Raw genomic sequence first — 18,653 nt, forward strand, 5'->3', positions numbered from 1 at the left:
GACCTTTGCAAACTCACGATATGTGAAGGACCGACATGGCCGTGGAAGACGGAAAGAAACAGCTTTTGCACCTGGTATTTGGTGGCGAGTTGAAGAAGCTCGGCGGAACCGAATTCCGCGACCTCGACGGACTCGACATCGTCGGCATCTATCCCGACTACCAGTCCGCGCACTCGGCATGGAAAGCCAAGGCGCAGGCCAGCGTCGACAATGCCCATATGCGCTATTTCGTCGTTCACCTGCACCGGCTGCTCGACCCAGACGTGAAGGCCGCCGGTTGACACCGTTGGAGCATGAAGCGGTGAAGGGGCAGCCCGCCCATACGGTCAGGCGTGGCGGCAAGACGCTCTGGCGCAGGATTCGCGAGCCGCTGGCGCAGTCGCGGTTCGTCAAAAGCTTCATCGCCGGCCTGTTCGCCAATTTTGTCCGTCTGGTTCGCCTGACGAGCCCGCTGGTCAAGGGGTCGACTCAGGTCGCCGGCGGCGCCTACGCGCATCTGGAGCCCGGTATCATCGCGCTCTGGCACGGCCAGCACCTGCTGACGCCCGCCTATTACCCGAAAGGCCGGAAGCTGGTCGCCATGGTCTCGCGCAGCGCGGATGCCGAGCTCAACGCGTTGATGCTTGAGAAGTTCGGCATCGAGGCGGTGCGCGGCTCCGGTGGCCGCGACAGTACGAGGCATCTCGACAAGGGTGGCGCCAAGGCTTTGATTGCCCTGAAGAAATCGCTCGCCGCCGATAAGAACGTGGCCATGATCGCCGACATTCCGCACGGCACGCCGCGCGACGCCGGGATGGGCGTCGTGCTTCTGGCGCGGCTGTCCGGCCGGCCGATCCTGCCTTCGGCGATCGCCACCAGCCGCCGCAAGGTGCTTGAAAAAAGCTGGGATAAAACCACCATAAACCTGCCTTTCGGCCGCTCAGCGGTTATCGTCGGGCCGCCGGTATTCGTGCCGGCCGATGCAGACGACGCCGAGATGGAACGCAAGCGCCAGGAAGTCACCGACGCGATCAACGCCGCAACTGCCGAGGCCTATCGCCTCGTGGACGGTTCGAAATGAGCGAGCGCTGGGCGCGCGCCATGCTGTCGGCCTACCGCTACGCGGGCGCCGCCGCCTATCCGCTGATCGGCCCCTATGTCGCCTGGCGCACCTCCAGGGGCAAGGAAGATCGCGTGCGCCGGCGCGAGCGCTACGGTGTCGCCGGCCGGCCGCGTCCGGAAGGACCGGTGATCTGGATCCATGCGGCCAGCGTCGGCGAGACCATCGCCGTCGTGCCGCTGGTCAAGAGCATCCTCGACTATGGCGTCAACATCGTGCTCACCACCGGCACGGTCACCTCCGCCCAGGTTGCCGACGAGCGGTTGGGTGACCGCATCATCCATCAATACGTGCCGCTTGACCTGAAGCCCGCCGTCAGCCGCTTCCTCGACCATTGGCGGCCGGACCTGGCGATCATCGCCGAATCGGAGATCTGGCCGATGACCATGCTGGAACTCGGCGCCCGCCGCGTGCCGCAGGTGCTGGTCAACGGCAGGCTGTCCGACCGCTCCTTCTCGTCGTGGAAGAAACGCGCCAACATCGCCGAGGCGCTGTTCGAGAACCTTGCCCACGTAGTTGCCCAGTCGGATGTGGATGGCGAGCGCTTCCGCACGCTCGGCGCCCGGCCTGTGACGGTGTCTGGCAACCTCAAGGTCGATACCGCGCCGCCGCCGGTCGACGAGCGCGCGCTCGCCTCGCTGAAGCGGCAGATCGGCGAACGGCCGACCTGGGCGGCGATCTCGACCCATGACGGCGAGGAGGTGGTGGCGGCTGAGGTGCATGCGACCCTGCACCGGCGCCACCACGGCTTGCTCACCATCATCGTGCCGCGCCACCCCGATCGCGCCGAAGCGCTTTCCGCGCAGATTTCCGCCATGGGCCTGAAGCTCGCCCGCCGCAGCAGGGGCGACAGGATTACGGCCGACACCGACATTCTGCTTGGCGACACGATCGGCGAGATGGGTCTCTACCTGCGGCTGACGGAAATCGCCTTCGTCGGCCGCTCGCTGACCTCCGAGGGCGGCCAGAACCCGCTCGAGCCGGCGATGCTGGAGACGGCGGTGCTCGCCGGCCGCAACGTGCAGAACTTCCGCGAGGCCTATCAGCGCCTGCTCGACAGCGGCGGCGCCAAGCTGGTGCGCGACCGCGACATGCTGGCCGGCGCCGTCAATTTCCTGCTGACCAACGAGGTGGCGCGCCATGAGATGATGGCGGCGGGAGCGGCCACCGTCGACGAGATGCGCGGCGCGCTGGCACGCACGCTGAAGTCGCTGGAGCCCTACATCCAGCCGCTGATCGTCAAGTCGCGCCTGAAGGGCGCAGACGGGAGGTAGCGTGACCTCCGAAGCACCGCCCTTCTGGTGGGAAAAACCGGACTGGCGCGTTCTGGCGCTGTCGCCGCTGTCGGCGGCCTATGCGGTCGTCGCCGGCCGCCGCATGCGGCGGGCACCGCGCGAAAAGGTCGAGGCGCCGGTGCTGTGCGTCGGCAACTTCACCGTCGGCGGCACCGGTAAGACGCCTGTGGCGATCGCGCTCGCGAGGCAAGCCAAGCGCATGCAGCTCAATCCCGGCTTCCTGTCGCGCGGTCACGGCGGCTCCTTCGGTGAGCCGCACATCGTCGATGCGCATCACGACGCCGCCAAGCATGTCGGCGACGAGCCGCTGCTTTTGGCCGAGCATGCGCCGGTGGCGGTGACGCCGAACCGTGCCGCCGGCGCCAGGCTGCTGAAGCAAAAGCTCGGCTGCGACTTCCTCATCATGGACGACGGCTTCCAGAGCGCGCGCCTCCATATCGACTTCGCGCTGGTGGTCGTCGACGCGCGCTACGGCATCGGCAACGGCCGCGTCATCCCGGGCGGACCGCTGAGAGCAAACATCGTCGACCAGCTGGTCTTCACCAGCGCGCTGCTCAAGATGGGCGAGGGGACGGCCGCCGACGCGGTGGTGCGCCAGGCGGCGCGCGCCGGCCGGCCGATCTTCGAGGCGCATACCGAGCCTCGCGCCCGCAAGCGCTTCGCCGGCAAGCGCTTTCTCGCTTTCGCCGGTATCGGCCATCCCGACAAGTTCTTCCGCACGCTGAGCGAGGCCGGCGGCGAGGTCGTGCTCGCCAAATCCTTCCCCGACCATCATTTCTACGCCGAGGACGAACTTGCCGAACTGGCGGCGACCGCCAAGCGCGATGGGCTTCGCCTGGCGACCACCGCCAAGGACGCCGCCCGGCTGCGCCATGGCGCGTCGCAAGAGTTCCTGGAGCAGCTCGACGTACTGGAGATCGACGCCGTCTTCGAGCTCGACCATGCGCCCGAACGCATCATCGACGAGACGCTGGATGCCTGGCGGCAGCGCAAGCTGCGGGGATGATAAGACCTACTTTCGGCTGCGCAGCTCCGGGTGCATCTCGATCTCGCGGCGCAGCGAGGCGGTGGCGTTCACGTAGGGCTCCTGCCGGGCGACGCTCCAGTATTTGAGCTCATCCAGCGGAATGCTCTCGCCCGTCACCGCACAGCGCACGAATGCGCCTGGGCTGGTGACCTGAAAGTCGCCGTCGAGATAGCGGATGCGGGCTTCCTTGCCGCCCGGGCCTTCAAAACGGTTCATCATGAAATGACGCTTGGGTTCATGAGATTCAATCGCCACAAATCGCAGGCAAGGTCAAGCTTGACGCAATGCTCGTGGAGTATCGCTCGATCAGCATAATGGTTGATGGGAACCGGCATGGACATTTCCTCCACCCGCCTGACACTGAAGGAGGCGCTCACGCCGCAGCCGGTGCCAACGGCCAAGGCCGATCCGGCGACCGCGGCGCTGGTCAAGGCGCTTGTCCAACCGCCGGCGCCGTCGGCCGCGACTTCGGCCCAGTTCGCCGCCCAGGCTTTCAACGGCTCGTTGCCGAGGCCGCCCGCCCACGCGACTCAACGCCTGTCTTCCGACCAGATCGAGGATGCCTACAGGGCGGTCATGGAACCGGAAGCGGATCGTGCCTCGGCGGGCGTTCGGCCAGGCAGGCCGGCGGCGGAAGCCGAACAGGCTTCGCGCGGCCCGACCTCGCCTCAGACGGCGATAGCCGACAGCATGACGAGGGCTGCGGCGGCACCGACATTGCCTGTGTCCACGATCGCGGTTTCCTCTTCAGTGCTGGTTGCTGCCAATTCCAACGCGCCCAGGCCACCCGGCGCGGCCGCCCGACCGGGTAGCGCTCGATCGTCGCAACCCAGCCAGCCGCCGCTGTGGATGATGTCGATCTTAACGGCGCTGCTCTCGGCGACGATCACCACCATCGCGCTGTTGCTGCTTCGCTGACCAGGTCTGACCGGCTCTACGCGTCGTCCTGCAGGAAGGCTTCGAGTTTTTCAGTCGCAAGGCCTGCCTGTGCCGCAATGCGCCGCGCAAGGTCTGCCGCGGCGGCGCGCGGGCGACCGACGGGCCGGTCGAGCCAGTAGGACACCGGATTGAGCGCGGTGCGGTCATCGACGGCGACGATCCAGCCCGTCTTGAGTTGCGCCTGCGTCAGTGGCGGCCGCGCCAGCGCGATGCCCAACCCGTGCGCCGCAGCGTCGAGCACCAGATTGTAATCTTCGAAGCGTCGATCCTGTGGACGAGGGCGGTAGTCGATATCCTGCGCCGCGAGCCAGGCGCGCCAGGCGGATGCGTCGGAATCGTTGATCAGCGGGAACTTGAGCAGCCGGGCAGGGTCGCCGTGCCCTATTTCCCCCGCCAGTTCCGGCGAAGCGATCGGGAAGATGTACTCCTCGAACAGCTGCACCGAGACGCGACCGGGAATGCGACCGCGCCCGCAACGCACCGAAAGGTCGATGCCTTCGTCGGCGAGGTCCGCCTGGCGGTTGTCGACATCGAGCACGATGCGCAGCCGGGTCGGGCTGTTCTCGAGCGCCGCCATGCGCGGCATCAGCCACAGGCCGCTGACCGAGGGGATCGAGGCCAGCCGCACCACCGCGGTGCCGCGCGGCTCCACCCAGCGGTCGGAATTGACCGAGATCAGCGCGAAGGCCTCGGTGGTTCTCAGATGCAGGCGGTTGCCCTCATTGGTCAGCGTCACGCCGCGCGCGTTGCGCTCGAACACTTTCAGCCCCAGCCAGTCCTCCAGCTTGGCGATCTGCCGGCTGATGGCGCCGTGGGTGAGGTTCAGCCTCTCGGCCGCCGCCGAAAAGCTCCCCGTTCGCGCCGCCGCATCGAAAGCGCGCAAGGTCTCCAACGGGAGTAACTGGTTCGAGCTGTGATCCATGCTCACAGGTGACCCTCGAATTGGTCGTTTGTCAATCCACGGTTGATGCGGTCTTCTAGCCCCATGGAGCCAAGCAACGAGGATATAGCGATGACCGCCTATGCCGGTACGTTGAATCAGACACAGCGAATGGACACCACGGCGGCCATCGCGGTCGCGCTCACAGTGGTCGGCTGGGCCTCCGCCTTCCCGGCGATCCGTGCAGGCCTCGAGGCCTTCCAGCCGCTGGAGCTCGGCGCGCTGCGTTTTGCCATCGCCGCCGTGCCGGCGGCGATCTTCCTGGCCGTCAAGCGCCCGGCGCTGCCCAAGGTCGACGAGTTGTGGCGCTTCGGCTTCGGCGGCGCCATCTTCGTCGCGCTTTACACGGCGATGCTCAATTTCGGCGAGCTGACCGTGTCGGCGGGCGCCGCCGGCTTCATCATCAACGTCAGCCCTATCTTCACCGCCATCATGGCGATGGCGCTGCTCGGCGAGCGCTTTTCGGGCATGGCCTGGCTCGGCACGCTGATCTCGTTCGCCGGCATCGGCATCATCGCCATGGCCGACGGGCAGGGGCTGCACTTCAACACCGGTGCCCTCTTGGTGCTGGGTTCCGCGCTCTGCTCGGCCGTCAACACCATCGTCCAGAAGCCGCTCTTTGCCCGCCATCATCCGCTGACCATCGCCGCCTCCAACATGGTGCTCGGCGCGCTCTGCCTAGCGCCCTTCCTGCCGGAAGCGATCTCGCAGGCGGCAGTTGCCGACACAGCCGGTCTCGGCGCCGTCATCTACCTCGGCATCGTGCCCAGCCTGATCGCCTACGCCGCCTGGGCGACCGCGCTGTCGCGCCTGCCGGCTGCGCGTGCCTCGAACTTCCTCTATCTGGTCTCGCCGATGTCCGCCCTGATCGGCTTCTTCTGGCTGGGCGAAGTGCCGACGCTGCTCGGCATCCTCGGCGGCGCGCTGGCGCTAGGCGGCGTCATCGTGGTGAATTTGAAGCGGTAAGTCAGGGATCTAGCATTCCCGAGTCAGGAAAAGAGCCGCATCGAGCGGCTCTTTTCATGTCCCCCACCCGGACCTTCGATCCGACCTCCCGGCAAGGGGGAGGTAGGGCACCGCGCTTACCTCCTCCTTGTGGGGAGGGTCGCCGCGAAGCAGCGGGGCGGGGGCTGCGTCGTACGATCCTACCGCCGCCCGAACAGCCGCTCGATGTCGCCGAGCTTCAGCTCGATATAGGTCGGGCGGCCGTGGTTGCAGGTGCCGGAACCGGGCGTCGCCTCCATCTGGCGCAACAGCGCGTTCATCTCTTCGGGCTTCAGCAGCCGCCCCGAACGCACCGAGCCATGGCAGGCCATGGTCGCCGCGATGTGGTGCAGCCGCTCCTTCAGTGTCTCGACCGTGTCGTTGTCGGCGATCTCGTCGGCGAGGTCGCGCACCAGTTGCTGCACATTGGTTTCGCCGAGCATCGACGGCGTCTCGCGCACCGCCACCGCGCCCGGGCCGAAGCGCTCAAGGCCGAGGCCGAATCTGGCCAGCGTCTCGGAATGCATGGCCAGCCGCTCGGCGTCTTCTTCGGCCAAGTCGACGATCTCCGGCAGCAAAAGCATCTGCGAGGGCACCGCACGCGAGTGCAGCGCGTTCTTCAGGGCCTCGTAGACCAGCCGCTCATGCGCGGCGTGCTGGTCGACGATGACCAGCGAATCCCTGGTCTGGGCGACGATATAGTTCTCGTGTACCTGCGCCCGCGCCGCGCCCAGCGCCGTGCCGAGCAACGTCACGGCCGGCTCGTCCTGGCTGGCGCGCGCGTCGGCGCTGTGAAGCGGCCCGGCATCGAACGCCGCCTGGTCGGGTTCACCGAAGCCGGCCCTTTGCTGCTGGGCGTCGCCATATCCCATGTCGAGCGGCCGCTGCGGCGAATGCTCGAAGCCGGCGAAACCCGACGCGCGGTAGGCCGCCTCGTAGCTGCGGTGGCCATTGGCCGGCCCGCCATGGCCGAAGGGAGCGGCGCTCGGCCGGAACGCCGCCATCATGCCGGCGGCGCCCGTGGTCGCGGCGCGGATGCCGGCGCCAGCCAGCGCCTCGCGGATGGCGCCGACGATCAGCCCACGCACCAGGCCCGGATCGCGAAAACGCACATCGGCCTTGGCCGGATGGACATTGACGTCGACGGTCGCCGGATCGAGCGAAAGGAACAGCACGGTCACCGCATGGCGGTCGCGCGGCAGCACGTCGGCGAAGGCGCCGCGGATTGCGCCGGCGATCAGCTTGTCGCGCACCGGCCTTCCGTTGACATAGGCATATTGCTGCAGCGCGTTCGCCCGCGTGAAGGATGGAATGGAGACGTGGCCGGCAAGATGCACGCCATCGCGCGTGGCATCGATGGGGATGGCATTGTCGGGGAACTCGGCGCCCATCACTTGCGCCACGCGTTGCAGCCGGCCCTCCGGATCGTCGCCGGTCGCCGGCAATTCCAGCGTCGAGCGGTCGGTGCCGGCAAGCGTGAAGCGCACGCCGGGGAAGGCGATGGCGATGCGCTTCACCACGTCGCTGGTCGCCGAGCTTTCGGCCCGCTCGCCCTTCATGAATTTGAGCCGTGCGGGCGTGGCGAAGAACAGGTCGCGCACCTCGACCGTGGTGCCGCGGTTGGCCGCCGCCGGCTTCACCGCCGAGACCCGGCCGCCCTCGATGCCGATCTCGGCCGCGCTGTCGCCTGCGGCCGTGCGCGAGCGGATCGACAGCCGCGCCACCGAGCCGATCGAGGGCAGCGCCTCGCCGCGGAAGCCGAGTGAGCGGATGTCGAGGATGTCGTCTGAAAGCTTGGAAGTGCAGTGGCGTGCGATTGCCAGCGCCAGTTCCCGCTCCGGGATGCCGGAGCCGTCGTCGGTGACGCGGATCAGGTTCAGGCCGCCGCCCGCGGTGACGATCTCGACGCGCGTAGCACCTGCATCGAGCGCGTTCTCGACCAGTTCCTTCACCACGCTCGCCGGACGCTCGATGACCTCGCCGGCGGCGATCTGGTTGATCATCGTTTCGGAAAGCTGGCGGATGGGCATCCGGAGATTATAGGCGGATTCGACAGCGTTGGGGGAGGGGCGGAATACAGTTGGCAACAGCTACCGTCACGATCCCCTCGCGCTCCGCTGCCGCGCAGAAGCTGGCGACCTCACGCCTGTGTCACCAGCCAGTCCCTTACCTTGCGCGCGTTGTCGCTGAGTTCGCGGTTCTTTGGCCAGATGACGTAGAACCCGATGCCGGTTCTCAGCACATGATCCGTCACCGGCACCAGAAGCCCCGATGCCACGAGGCGCTCGACCAGGTGCCGCCAGCCGAGCGAGATGCCTTGCCCTTCCATCACCGCCTGGATCACCAGCGCATAATCATTGATGCGCAAGCCGCGCTCGGCGTTGCGCAGGCTGGTTCCGGCTGACGCGAACCATTCGTCCCAGTTCGGGGCCTCGCGGTAGGGCTCCTCCAGATGGATGAGCCGGTGCGTGGCGAGTTCCTCGACCGTTTTCGGCTTGCCGAATTTGGCGAGGTAGCTGGGGCCTGCGACCGGGAAGATCTCCTCGTCGGACAGCGACATCGAATGATAGTCCGGCCAGTCGCGCGGCATGCCGCCGCGCACGCCGAGCGGGATGCCCTCGGCGATGATGTCGAGATCGCGATCGGCGGTCTGGATGCGCAGATCGACGCCCGGCAGTTCGTCGCGGAACTGCTGCAGGCGCGGCATCATCCAGAATGAGCCGAAGGCGGTCGAGGCGGCAAGCGTCACATGGCCGCCAGTCGCCTGCAGGCGCAGGTCCTCCGCCGACTTGCGGATATGGGAAAGGCCGAGCGAGACGTCGGCGTGGAAGCGCTCGCCGGCCTCGGTCAGGAGAACCTGGCGATGGCGGCGCTGGAACAGCTTGGCGCCGAGCTGCTCCTCCAGTCCGCGCACGGCGTAGGACACGGCCGCCTGCGTCATGCCGAGCTCGCGACCGGCGGCGGTGAAGCTCGACAGCCGGCCGGCCGCCTCGAAGACGATCAGGCTGCCGGCGGAGGGCAGCAGGTGGCGCAGACTTCGCATAAGCGGAGTTTATACAAGAGATCAGGATTTTCCAGCGTCACAGCTATGTTCCGCCTCGTTAAGTTGACGGGCTGTTGGAGGATGAATTACCATGAATGCACCGGCCGTTGCAGTGACCGAACATGCCAACCGCAGAAGCGGCGGCCGCCTGGGGCGCAAGGCGATACGGGGCGCTCCCGTGGCCTCGTTTCCGACGCTGGTGCGCCAGATCCCGGCTTATCAGATGGTCCCCGACGAGGCGGTGGAACTGATCCACCAGGAATCGCTCTCGATCCTCGAAGAGGTGGGCTGCGAGTTCCGCGACGACGAGGCGATCGCCCTGTGGAAGGCCGCCGGCGCCGATGTCTCCGAAACGCGCGTGCGTATCGACCGTGCGCTCTTGATGGAACTGGTCTCGAAGGTTCCATCGGAATTCACGCTCAATGCCCGCAACCCCGAGCGCACCGTCCGCGTCGGCGGCAAGAATTCCATCTTCGTGCCGATGTATGGCGCGCCCTATATCCGCGACCTCGACAACAACAGGCGCTACGGCTCGCTCGCCGACCTCAACAATTTCCACAAGCTCGCCTACATGGCGCCGGCGCTGCACTCGTCGAGCTCGGTCATCTGCGAACCGATGGAAATCGCTGTGCCGAAGCGTCATCTGCACATCATCCATTCGGCGCTGAAGCACTCCGACAAACCGTTCATGGGCATCGTGACGTCGAAGGAACGCGCCGAAGACACGATGGCGATGGCCGGCATCGTCTTCGGCGAGGACTATGTCCGCGACAATTCGGTCCTGGTGGCGATCACCAACTGCAACTCGCCGCTGGTGTGGGACGCCACCATGCTGGACGCGATGAAGGTCTATGCGCGCAGCAACCAGCCGCTGATCCTGGCGCCCTTCGCGCTGTGCGGCGCCTCGACCTCCGCCTCCGCCGTCGGCGCGGTGGCGCAGGTCAATGCGGAAGCGCTGGCCGGCGTCGCCTTCACCCAGCTGCTGCGTCCGGGGTCGCCGCAGATCTACGGCCAGTTCATGGTGACGGTCGACATGAAGACCGGAGCGCCGATGGGCGGCACGCCGGAGGCGGCGCAGATGATGTATCTGATGGGCGCGCTGGCCAGGAAATATAAACTGCCGTGGCGCACCTCGGGCTTCCATGTCGGCTCCAAATTGAACGACGCCCAAGCCGGCTACGAGGCGAACATGCTGATGCATGCCGCCATCCTTGCCGGCGCCAACTACATCTGGCACTCGGCCGGATGGCTGGAGGCAGGGCTGACCTGCGGCTATTCGAAATTCGCCACCGACTGCGAGCAGCTTGTCGGCTGGTACAAATATGCCGGCGGCCTTCCCTTCGACGATTTCAAGGAAGCGATGGCGGCGATCCGCGAGGTGGGGCCGCAGGGCCATTTCCTCGGCACCCAGCACACGCTCGAACATTTCGAGTCCGCCTTCTTCATGCCCTCGATCATGGACTTCAATTCGTACGAGCAATGGAACGCCGAAGGCGCGAAGGACCACGACACGCGCGGCCGTGAGAAGGCGCGCAACATGCTGGCCGACTATGAGGAGCCGAAGCTCGACGAGGGCATCGCCGAGGGTCTTAAGGATTTGATCGCGCGGCGTGAGGAAAAACTGCCGGACAGCGTTAGTTAGTAAAACAGGCGAAGACCTGACGAACCATAAGGGAGGAAAAAATGGCACTCTTCAGAAGCAATGGCGACCGCGTGCCGGGCGCTATCGAGGCAATGGCAGAAGAAACGCGGGCGGGCCGCATGGACAGGCGTGAATTCCTGGCCCTGGCCAGCGCCTTCGGCGCGTCGACGGCGTTCGCCTATGGCATGATCGGCCTTGCCGTGCCGACTAAAGCACTGGCCGACGAGCCCAAGAAAGGCGGCACGCTGCACGTCTCGATGTCGGTCAAGGCGCAGAAGGATCCGCGCACCTATGACTGGACCGAGATGGCGAACGTCACCCGTTGCTGGCTGGAGCCGCTCGTCCGCTACACGCACCAGTTCACCTTCGAGCCGGTGCTGCTCGAGAGCTGGGACATCAACGACGACGCCACCGAATACACGCTGCACCTGCGCAAGGGCGTCACCTGGAACAATGGCGATGCCTTCAACGCCGATGACGTGGTCTTCAACCTGAATCGCTGGTGCGAGAAGGGGGCGTCCGGCAATTCCATGGCCGCCCGCGTCGGCGCGTTGGTCGACGCCAAGACCGGCAAGGCAAGGGATGGCGCAATCACCAAGGTCGATGACCATACGGTCAAGCTGAAGCTCAGCGAAGCCGATATCGCGATCATACCGGGCTTCACCGACTATCCGGCGCTGGTCGTGCATCGCGACTTCGACAAGGATGGCGCCGACCCAATCAAGAAGCCGATCGGCACCGGAGCGTTCGAGCTGGTATCCTACGACGTTGGCCAGAAGGCAGTCGTCAAGCGTCGCGAGAGCGGCAAATGGTGGGGTGGCGAAACGCCGCTCGACAGTGTCGAGTTCATCGACTACGGCACCGACTTCAACGCCACGCTGAACGCCTTCGATTCCGGCGAGATCGACCTCGACTTCGAAACGCCGGCCGACTTCATCGATGCCCTCGACAAGATGGATCTGGTGAAATCGGAGGTCGCGACTGCGACCACCCTCGTCGCCCGCACCAACATCACCCACAAGCCCTATGACGACCAGCGGGTGCGCAATGCGCTGCAGATGGCGGTCGACAACGATGCCGTCATGCAGCTCGGCTACGCCGGGCGCGGCACCGTTGGCGAGAACCACCACGTCAGCCCGATCCATCCCGAATACTATCCGCTGCCCAAGAAGACACGCGATGCCGCCGCCGCCAAGAAGCTGATGGCGGATGCCGGGCAGGCCGACTTCGAGCATGAGCTGATCACCGTCGAGGACGAATGGCAGAAGAACACCGGCGATGCGATCGCCGGCCAGCTGCGCGATGCCGGCATCAAGGTGAAGCGTACGGTGCTGCCGGGCTCGACCTTCTGGAACGACTGGACGAAGTATCCCTATTCGATGACCATCTGGTACATGCGTCCGCTCGGCGTCCAGGTGCTGGCGCTGGGCTATCGCTCTGGCGAGGCCTGGAATGAGACGGCGTTCGCGAACCCGGATTTCGACGCCAAGCTCAAGGAGGCGCTCTCGCTGGCCGATCCCGCCAAGCGCAAGGAAGTGATGAAGGACGTCGAGCAGATTCTGCAGGATTCCGGCGTCATCATCCAGCCCTTCTGGCAGAAGCTCTACTGCCACATGAGCAAGAAGGTGAAGAACTATTCGATGCACCAGACCTACGAAATGGATTTCCAGAACGTCTGGCTGGACGCCTGAACAACTCCCGAGACTTGCAAGCAACTGCCGCCGGCACCTCTGACAAGAGGTGCCGGCCCGTAATTCACTCATGAGCAATTGGCGCCGAGAAAAAATGTCCGACGACGAGATCATCCTTTCCGAGCTTTCCGACGACGAGCTCGTGCAGCAGATGCACGACGACCTTTATGACGGGCTGAAGGAAGAGATCGAGGAAGGCACCAACATCCTTCTCGAGCGCGGCTGGGTTCCCTACAAGGTGCTGACCGAGGCGCTGGTCGAAGGCATGCGCATCGTCGGCGAGGATTTTCGCGACGGCATCCTGTTCGTGCCGGAAGTGCTGCTGTCGGCCAACGCCATGAAGGCCGGCATGGCCATCCTTCGCCCGCTGCTCGCCGCCACCGGCGCGCCCAAGCAGGGCAAGATGGTGATCGGCACCGTCAAGGGCGACATCCACGACATCGGCAAGAATCTGGTCGGCATGATGATGGAGGGCGCCGGCTTCGACGTCATCGACCTCGGCATCAACAATGCGGTCGAGAAGTATCTGGAGGCGATCGAGCAGCACCAGCCCGACATCATCGGCATGTCGGCGCTGCTCACCACCACCATGCCCTACATGAAGGTCGTCATCGACACGATGAAGGAAAAGGGCATCCGCGACGACTATGTCGTGCTGGTCGGCGGCGCGCCGCTCAACGAGGAGTTCGGCAAGGCGGTCGGCGCCGACGCCTACTGCCGCGACGCGGCGGTGGCGGTCGAGACCGCCAAGGACTTCATGAAGCGCAAGCACAATGTGCGGACTTGAGCACAGCGATGCGATCCGGGTTTGTGAACGTCAGGCGTGAGGTCGGCTGGGTGGCCAAAATCGCTTGGCTCGAAGGGGGCTGACGCCCGCATGCGCATCGCGTCGATCAAGGTCTATCAGGTGCTCCTGCCTGTCAAAGGCGGTGCCTACAGGATGGCCAGCGATACCGTGCGGGATCTGGACAGCACGCTGGTTGAAGTCACCACCGAGGATGGACTGTCAGGCTGGGGTGAGACGTGCCCGGTCGGCCCTGTCTACCAGCCCCAACACGCCCTGGGTGCGCGAGCGGCAATTGCCGAAATGGCGCCCGGGCTCATCGGCGAGGACACCGCGTCCATGCGCCGCCTTGCGAAGCGAATGGACGAGCGGCTGAACGGCCACAACTATGCCAAGGCGGCCTTGGACATAGCCTTCCTCGACCTCACCGGCCAGCGGCTGGGCGTGCCGGTTTCAACACTCCTGGGCGGCGCGCTCACCGATCGTGTGCCTTCCTACTACTCGACTATCGTCGGTGCGCCCGACGAGACGGCGCGTATTGCCGCGGACAAGGTCAAGGCCGGATACAAACGGCTTCAGATCAAGATAGGCGGAGGGGATATCGAACAGGACGTCGCCACCGTGCACAAGGTATGGGAGGCGGTGGGCTTCAAGGCCCGCATCGCGGTCGACGCCAATCGTGGCCTCACCACCGCGGCGGCGCTGCACATCGACCGGCTCTGCCAGGCAATCCCGTTCGTGTTCGAACAGCCCTGCAACACAATGGAGGAAGTCGCGAGCCTCAAGGGACGCGTGACCCATCCGGTCTACCTCGACGAGAATACCGAGGATTTGAATGCCGTCCTGCTGGCAATTTCTTCAGGCATCGCGGACGGATTCGGATTGAAGGTCACCCGCCTTGGCGGCCTCACCAAGATGGTCACGGTCCGCGACCTGTGCGCGATACGATCGCTGCCGCACAGCTGCGATGATGCCTGGGGTGGGGACATCATCGCCGCGGCATGCGTGCACCTCGCCGCTACCGTCGAGCCGAGGCGTTTTGAGGGGGCCTGGATCGCGCAGGAATACATCGAAGGGCACATGGACCCCGCAAACCCGATCATTATCGAAAACGGGCATATACGTGTCCCCCAGATGCCAGGGCTCGGCGTCAAGCCTGAGCGCTCCCAACTCAAAGCGCCTGTCGCGACGTTCGGAGGCTGAGAATACAGTGACGGTCGCGGCGATTGCATATGGCCAGCATCGTCGGCGATTGCGACCCTCCGCGACATCCGGCGGGCCGCCCGAGGGCGGCGCTCCGGGACTTCATGAGCCGCAAAAAAGCCGATATGCAAGGGGCGTCTTGCCATTTTTGCCGATGCCCGGAGATCCTCGATGAGACCGATAGTGCTGGCCGCCGTCCTTTCCGTTGCCTTGCCCGCCGCCGCTCTGGCGGGCCCGGCCTCCAACGCCGTGAAGTTCTTCTATGTTCCCGAGGTCAGGTTCGAGGGCGACGAGCAATATCGCGACCGTTTCACCGAGCCGGTGACCAAGCTGTTTGCCCTCAACGATCAGGCCGCCAAGAACAATCCGGACGAGGTCGCCTGCCTCGACTTCGATCCGGGCCTCGACGCGCAGGACTTCGATCAGAAAACCCTGGCGAAAACGCTGAAGCTTGCCGAAGCCGTCAACGGCGATAGCGCCGAGGTCACGGCGACTTTCAGCCTGTTCCCGGAAGGCGATGATTCCAAACGCGAAATGGTCTGGTCGCTGAAGAAGGTCGACGGCAAATGGAAGATTGCCGACATCGCCTCCAAGACCAGCGGCTGGACGCTGAGCGCGCTGGAATGCATGCCCGACAAGGCGCCGGAGTAATGCCATGGTGCGTGGCATTGTCCTGGCGTTTGCGACCATTTCGATGCTGGCGGCGGGTGTGAGCGGCGCCTGCGCCCAGGGCCTGTTCGGCGCGCCACCGGCAAATGCCCCGGCCGACAACGCGCCTTCCGACGACACGGCAACCCCGCCGGCCGCATCGCCGCCAGCGGAAAGTGCACCTGCAGCACCGGTGCTGCCGGATTCGCCGACGGCGCTGGTGAAGCCGTTCTACGAGCATCTCGGGCTTGAGCTCGATCCGGCTGAGCGCAAGAACTTCATCGACCCAGCGAAAACGGTGCTCGACAAGAGCGATGCGCTGCGCAACTCAGGGCAGGGCGAATGCCTCGATCCCAACATGGCGCTCGACAATGCCGACTACGACAAGGCGGCGATCGAAGGCAGCCTGAAGACGATCGAGGCGGTCAGGGGCGACGAGGCCAAGGTGGTCGTCGCCTTCGTCGTCGCAAACAACGCGCACCGGCTGGAATGGAAGCTGAAGAAGGTCGGCGGCGACTGGAAGATCTCCGACCTTCTGTCGGTCACCGGCGAATGGGCGCTCAGCCAGTACCAGTGCGAATGAGCGCGATCACGCCATCCCGCTCAGCCGCGCCCGCGATAGGGTGCCACGCCGGTGTCGGGCAGCCAGGCGCCTTCCGGCGGCGCGCCGGTCTGCCAGAACACGTCGATCGGGATGCCGCCGCGCGGGAACCAGTAGCCGCCGATGCGCAGCCAGAGCGGCTTGGTCGCTTCAACGATGCGGCGGCCGATCATCACGGTGCAGTCTTCATGGAAAGCGCCGTGGTTGCGGAACGAGGTCATGAACAGCTTCAGCGACTTCGATTCCACCAGCAGAGCATCGGGCGCATAGTCGATGACGATATGGGCGAAATCCGGCTGGCCGGTGACCGGGCAGAGCGAGGTGAATTCCGGGCAGGTGAAGCGCACGATCGCCGGCGGCCCGTCACCGCGCGTAAACGGCACGGTCTCCAGGACCGCTGTTTCAGGGCTCTGTGGCGTCTCGACGTGCGCGCCGAGCTGGGTGAGGTTTTTGGTGTCGATCATGGGTCCGAGTTCCTTGAGTTTTGCCGCTCATTAGCACCGGACCGGAAGGCGCGCAGCGGTTTTCGGACCGATCCGATGCGAGAAATGGACGCTGGGCGGCGCGCGCTGCTCAACCACAATCTTGAACCAGCAGGAAGACGATGACCAGCAACGACCCGCTTCTCCAGCCCTACCAGCTCAAGCACCTGACGCTGAAGAACCGGGTGATGTCGACGAGCCACGAGCCGGCTTATTCCGAGGATGGAATGCCGAAAGAGCGCTACCGGCTCTATCATGCCGAGAAGGCCAAGGGCGGCATGGCGCTGACCATGACCGCCGGGTCGGCCATCGTCTCGCGCGACAGCCCGGCCGCCTTCGGCAATCTGCATGTCTATGACGACCGCATCGTGCCGTGGCTCGCCGAACTCGCGGATGCCTGCCACGAGCACGACTGCAAGGTGATGATCCAGATCACCCATCTCGGCCGCCGCACCGGCTGGAACAAGGCCGACTGGCTGCCGGTGCTGTCGGCTTCGCCGGTGCGCGAGCCGGCGCATCGCGCCTTTCCGAAGACCATCGAGGACTGGGATATCGAGCGCATCGTCGCCGACTATGCGTCCGCCGCGCAGCGCTGCCAGGCGGCCGGCCTCGACGGCATCGAGTTCGAATCCTACGGCCACCTGATGGACGGCTTCTGGTCGCCGGCCACCAACCATCGTGACGACGAATATGGCGGCTCGCTCGACAACCGCCTGCGCTTCACCAACCTGGTGCTCGACGCCGTGCGCGCCGCGGTCGGCGAAAAGTTCGTCGTTGGCATCCGCATGGTCGCCGACGAGGATTTTGAGAAGGGCCTGTCGAAGGAGGAGGGCGTCGAGATCGCCAGGCGGCTCGCCTCCTCGGGCAAGGTCGATTTCCTCAACATCATCCGCGGCTCGATCGAGACCGATGCAGCACTGACCAAGGTCATCCCGGTGACCGGAATGCGCTCCTCGCCGCATCTCGATTTCGCCGGCGAGGTGAGGGCGGCGACGAAGTTCCCGACCTTCCATGCGGCACGCATTTCCGACGTAGCGACCGCGCGCCACGCGATTGCGACGGGAAAACTCGACATGGTCGGCATGACCCGCGCCCATATCGCCGATCCGCACATCATGCGCAAAGTGATGGAGGGCCGAGAGCATGAGATCCGGCCTTGCGTCGGCGCCACCTATTGCCTCGACCGCATCTACGAGGGCGGCGAGGCGCTGTGTATCCACAACGCCGCGACCGGCCGCGAGGCCGAGATACCGCACATCATCGCGAAGAGCGGCGGGCCCAGGCGCAAGGTGGTCGTGGTCGGCGCCGGCGCCGGCGGCCTGGAGGCGGCGCGCGTCGCGGCGGAGCGCGGCCATCAGGTGACGGTGCTCGAAGCCTCCAGCCAGGCTGGCGGCCAGGTGCGGCTGGCGACGCAGAACCCGCGCCGCAAGGAACTGATCGGCATCATCGACTGGCGGCTGGCGGAGCTGGACCGTCTCGGCGTCGAGATCCGCTACGACACCTGGGCCGAGAAGGATGATGTGCTGGCACTGTCGCCGGATGTGGTGATCGTCGCCACCGGCGGCTTACCGCAGAATCCGCCGCTGACGGCCGGCGATAACCTCGTCACCTCGAGCTGGGACATCATGGCGGGTGCCGTCAAACCGGCCGAGAGCGTGCTGCTCTATGACGACAATGGCGGCCATCAGGGCATGGGGGCTGCCGAACTCATCGCCAATGGCGGCTCCAGGCTGGAGCTGGTCTCGCCGGAGCGCTTCTTCGCGCCGGAAATGGGCGGCCTGAACCATGTGCCCTATATGCGCGTTTTCCAGGAGAAGGGTGTCACCATCACCATCAACACCAGGCTGCGTTCGGTGCGGCGCGAGGGCAACCAGCTCGTCGCCGAGCTCGCCTCGGACTTCGCCGACGGCTGGCGCGTCGAGCGGCGGGTCGACCAGGTGGTGGTCGAGCATGGCACCGCGCCGCTAGACGACCTCTATCTGTCGCTGAAACCGCTGTCGAACAATGGCGGCGCGGTCGACTACGAGCGGCTGGTGAGCGGCGGCGATATTTTCCCCAAGCGCAATCCGGAGGGCGGCTTCGTCGTGTTCCGGATTGGCGACGCGGTCGCCTCGCGCAACATCCATGCCGCCATCTACGACGGCATCCGATTCGGCTTGAGGATCTAGGCCGCGGTGGCTGATGGCCGGACTGGACTTGGGCTGTCATATTTGCAATTTTCTGTCGCCGATCCGGGGCTGGCACAGGCTGTGCTGAAGGGTCCGCACAGCCGGGG

General features: G+C 65.5%; 18 protein-coding genes. 13 read left to right on the forward strand and 5 right to left on the reverse strand.

Annotation, left to right across the window (positions count from 1 at the left end):
* The first annotated feature begins 35 nt into the window (after positions 1–35).
* The 4 genes from EN786_RS22670 to lpxK are packed head-to-tail and all read left to right on the forward strand — an operon-like array spanning position 36 to position 3,400.
* The gene (locus tag EN786_RS22670; RefSeq protein WP_127285845.1) at positions 36–281 is read left to right on the forward strand and encodes a DUF4170 domain-containing protein; all 246 of its coding nucleotides are present in this window, start codon (positions 36–38) and stop codon (positions 279–281) included.
* Between the two features lie 20 nt (positions 282–301).
* Positions 302–1,060, forward strand: a complete 759-nt coding sequence (locus EN786_RS22675; protein WP_245478410.1) for a lysophospholipid acyltransferase family protein — start codon at positions 302–304, stop codon at positions 1,058–1,060.
* A complete protein-coding gene (gene waaA, locus EN786_RS22680; protein ID WP_127285847.1) occupies positions 1,057–2,373 on the forward strand; it encodes a lipid IV(A) 3-deoxy-D-manno-octulosonic acid transferase in 1,317 nt (438 codons plus the stop codon). Before EN786_RS22675 ends, waaA begins: the two co-directional genes overlap by 4 nt.
* Before the next feature lies 1 nt (position 2,374).
* Positions 2,375–3,400, forward strand: coding sequence for a tetraacyldisaccharide 4'-kinase (gene lpxK, locus EN786_RS22685; protein ID WP_127285848.1), 1,026 nt, complete (start codon positions 2,375–2,377; stop codon positions 3,398–3,400).
* 6 nt (positions 3,401–3,406) lie between these two features.
* Here lpxK and EN786_RS22690 read toward each other — a convergent pair whose 3' ends face one another.
* On the reverse strand, positions 3,407–3,640 hold the full coding sequence (locus EN786_RS22690) for a DUF2093 domain-containing protein (protein ID WP_127285849.1): 234 nt from the start codon (positions 3,638–3,640) through the stop codon (positions 3,407–3,409).
* A 114-nt stretch (positions 3,641–3,754) separates the two neighbouring features.
* Here EN786_RS22690 and EN786_RS22695 point away from each other — a divergent pair, with 114 nt between their 5' ends.
* Positions 3,755–4,339, forward strand: a complete 585-nt coding sequence (locus EN786_RS22695) for a hypothetical protein (RefSeq protein WP_127285850.1) — start codon at positions 3,755–3,757, stop codon at positions 4,337–4,339.
* Between the two features lie 16 nt (positions 4,340–4,355).
* Here EN786_RS22695 and EN786_RS22700 read toward each other — a convergent pair whose 3' ends face one another.
* A complete protein-coding gene (locus EN786_RS22700) occupies positions 4,356–5,282 on the reverse strand; it encodes a LysR family transcriptional regulator (RefSeq protein ID WP_135908881.1) in 927 nt (308 codons plus the stop codon).
* Between the two features lie 90 nt (positions 5,283–5,372).
* On the opposite strand from EN786_RS22700, the gene EN786_RS22705 reads away from it, so the two are divergent.
* Positions 5,373–6,266 (forward strand): DMT family transporter, encoded by an 894-nt coding sequence (locus EN786_RS22705; RefSeq protein WP_127287101.1) that lies wholly within the window; start codon positions 5,373–5,375, stop codon positions 6,264–6,266.
* A 179-nt stretch (positions 6,267–6,445) separates the two neighbouring features.
* Here EN786_RS22705 and mutL read toward each other — a convergent pair whose 3' ends face one another.
* Complete coding sequence (gene mutL, locus EN786_RS22710) at positions 6,446–8,314, reverse strand: DNA mismatch repair endonuclease MutL (protein ID WP_127287100.1); 1,869 nt, start codon at positions 8,312–8,314, stop codon at positions 6,446–6,448.
* A 110-nt stretch (positions 8,315–8,424) separates the two neighbouring features.
* Positions 8,425–9,327: a LysR substrate-binding domain-containing protein gene (locus EN786_RS22715; protein ID WP_127286962.1), complete on the reverse strand. Its 903-nt coding sequence runs from the start codon at positions 9,325–9,327 to the stop codon at positions 8,425–8,427.
* Positions 9,328–9,418: 91 nt separating this feature from the next.
* Here EN786_RS22715 and EN786_RS22720 point away from each other — a divergent pair, with 91 nt between their 5' ends.
* The 6 genes from EN786_RS22720 (at position 9,419) to EN786_RS22745 (ending at position 15,878) form a co-directional block, all read left to right on the forward strand.
* Positions 9,419–10,969, forward strand: coding sequence for a trimethylamine methyltransferase family protein (locus EN786_RS22720; RefSeq protein ID WP_127286963.1), 1,551 nt, complete (start codon positions 9,419–9,421; stop codon positions 10,967–10,969).
* Between the two features lie 41 nt (positions 10,970–11,010).
* Complete coding sequence (locus EN786_RS22725) at positions 11,011–12,660, forward strand: ABC transporter substrate-binding protein (RefSeq protein WP_127286964.1); 1,650 nt, start codon at positions 11,011–11,013, stop codon at positions 12,658–12,660.
* 94 nt (positions 12,661–12,754) lie between these two features.
* Positions 12,755–13,447 (forward strand): B12-binding domain-containing protein, encoded by a 693-nt coding sequence (locus EN786_RS22730; protein WP_127311021.1) that lies wholly within the window; start codon positions 12,755–12,757, stop codon positions 13,445–13,447.
* A gap of 90 nt (positions 13,448–13,537) precedes the next feature.
* Positions 13,538–14,647, forward strand: coding sequence for a mandelate racemase/muconate lactonizing enzyme family protein (locus EN786_RS22735; protein WP_127311020.1), 1,110 nt, complete (start codon positions 13,538–13,540; stop codon positions 14,645–14,647).
* Between the two features lie 171 nt (positions 14,648–14,818).
* Entirely contained in the window at positions 14,819–15,298 is a 480-nt protein-coding gene (locus tag EN786_RS22740) for a DUF3828 domain-containing protein (protein ID WP_127311019.1), read from the forward strand.
* Between the two features lie 4 nt (positions 15,299–15,302).
* On the forward strand, positions 15,303–15,878 hold the full coding sequence (locus EN786_RS22745) for a hypothetical protein (protein WP_135908883.1): 576 nt from the start codon (positions 15,303–15,305) through the stop codon (positions 15,876–15,878).
* Positions 15,879–15,898: 20 nt separating this feature from the next.
* Here EN786_RS22745 and queF read toward each other — a convergent pair whose 3' ends face one another.
* A complete protein-coding gene (gene queF / locus EN786_RS22750; protein ID WP_127286854.1) occupies positions 15,899–16,360 on the reverse strand; it encodes a preQ(1) synthase in 462 nt (153 codons plus the stop codon).
* A 140-nt stretch (positions 16,361–16,500) separates the two neighbouring features.
* On the opposite strand from queF, the gene EN786_RS22755 reads away from it, so the two are divergent.
* Positions 16,501–18,546: an NADH:flavin oxidoreductase gene (locus EN786_RS22755; protein ID WP_127310567.1), complete on the forward strand. Its 2,046-nt coding sequence runs from the start codon at positions 16,501–16,503 to the stop codon at positions 18,544–18,546.
* Positions 18,547–18,653 lie beyond the last annotated feature (107 nt).

Origin of the sequence: Mesorhizobium sp. M4B.F.Ca.ET.143.01.1.1, from assembly GCF_004792275.1 — a bacterium.
Classification (GTDB): Bacteria; Pseudomonadota; Alphaproteobacteria; order Rhizobiales; family Rhizobiaceae; genus Mesorhizobium; species Mesorhizobium abyssinicae.